This is a genomic window from Sporosarcina koreensis, from assembly GCF_001531445.1.
Taxonomy (GTDB): domain Bacteria; phylum Bacillota; class Bacilli; order Bacillales_A; family Planococcaceae; genus Sporosarcina; species Sporosarcina koreensis_C.
In genome coordinates, this window is the sequence record NZ_LQYA01000176.1 from 1 (window position 1) to 243 (window position 243).

Genomic DNA, 243 nt, shown 5'->3' on the forward strand with positions numbered 1-243 from the left:
CGACCGCCCCAGTCAAACTGCCCACCTGACACTGTCTCCTGCCCGGATCACGGGCAAGGGTTAGAAGTCCAATACAGCCAGGGTAGTATCCCACCATTGCCTCCTCCGAAGCTGGCGCTCCGGATTCCAAGGCTCCTACCTATCCTGTACAGGCTGCACCGGAATTCAATATCAGGCTACAGTAAAGCTCCACGGGGTCTTTCCGTCCTGTCGCGGGTAATGCGCATCTTCACGCATATTATA

1 rRNA gene is annotated in these 243 nt (G+C 56.0%); it reads right to left on the reverse strand.

The window, feature by feature from the left end:
- Positions 1–243: ribosomal RNA gene (locus tag AWV70_RS16505) — 23S ribosomal RNA — on the reverse strand; the annotation flags it as partial.